The organism is Nitrosomonas aestuarii (genome assembly GCF_003046585.1).
Classification (GTDB): domain Bacteria; phylum Pseudomonadota; class Gammaproteobacteria; order Burkholderiales; family Nitrosomonadaceae; genus Nitrosomonas; species Nitrosomonas aestuarii.
Genome location: NZ_QAAE01000053.1, coordinates 1 through 1,294 on the forward strand (window position 1 = coordinate 1; position 1,294 = coordinate 1,294).

The 1,294-nt window shown below is 55.8% G+C and carries 1 protein-coding gene; it reads left to right on the forward strand.

The window, feature by feature from the left end; all coding sequences use genetic code 11:
- Positions 1-1,294 (forward strand): beta strand repeat-containing protein (locus C8R11_RS16365; protein WP_181258293.1); only part of this gene is annotated, 1,294 nt, incomplete at both ends.

A 1,294-nucleotide genomic window follows, 5' to 3' on the forward strand; every position in this document is an offset into this window, starting at 1 on the left:
CAGGTTCATCCAATGCAGTGATTGCAAACGCAGCAGGTGCGGTCACCGCCAGCACTGCGGCCACGATCGCGCAGGCAAACACCATTGCAGGTTTTGCGACCAGTGTCACCTACAGCATCAGCGATGTCGCCGCGAATATAGCCGCTGGCGCCGGATTGAATGAAGCGGTCAATATTACTATTACCGATGATGTTACGATCGCGCAGGCCACGACCATAGAAAACGCCACCAACTCCGGCAGCAAGTCAGTGGCAACCATTACCGATACCGCGGCAGCCATAGCAGGTTCATCCAATGCAGTGCTGGCAAACGCAGCAGGTGCGGTCACCGCCAGCACCGCAGCAACCATTGCCCAGGCAAACACCATTGCAGGTTTTGCAACCAGTGTCACCTACAGCATCAGTGATGTCGCCGCGAATATAGCCGCTGGCGCCGGCCTGAATGAAGCGGTCAATATTACCATTACCGATGATGTCACCATCGCGCAGGCCACGACCATAGAAAATGCCACCAACTCCGGCAGCAAGTCAGTGGCAACCATTACCGATACCGCGGCAGCCATAGCAGGTTCATCCAATGCAGTGATTGCAAATGCAGCAGGTGCGGTCACCGCCAGCACCGCAGCAACCATTGCCCAGACAAACGCCATTGCAGGTTTTGCAACCAGTGTCACCTACAGCATCAGTGATGTCGCCGCGAATATAGCCGCTGGCGCCGGCCTGAATGAAGCGGTCAATATTACCATTACCGATGATGTCACCATCGCGCAGGCCACGACCATAGAAAATGCCACCAACTCCGGCAGCAAGTCAGTGGCGACCATAACCGATACCGCGGCAGCCATAGCAGGTTCATCCAATGCAGTGATTGCAAATGCAGCAGTTGCGGTCACCGCCAGCACCGCAGCAACCATTGCCCAGGCAAACACCATTGCAGGTTTTGCCACCAGTGTCACCTACAGCATCAGCGATGTCGCCGCGAATATAGCCGCTGGCGCCGGATTGAATGAAGCGGTCAATATTACTATTACCGATGATGTTACGATCGCGCAGGCCACGACCATAGAAAATGCCACCAACTCCGGCAGCAAGTCAGTAGCGACCATAACCGATACCGCGGCAGCCATAGCAGGTTCATCCAATGCAGTGATTGCAAATGCAGCAGGTGCGGTCACCGCCAGCACTGCGGCCACGATCGCGCAGGCTGGGGCTATTGATGCATTTGCTACAGCGGTAGTATTTGCTGTTGCAGATACCGCGGCGGCCATTGCTGGATCAAATGATGCGGCGCTGGA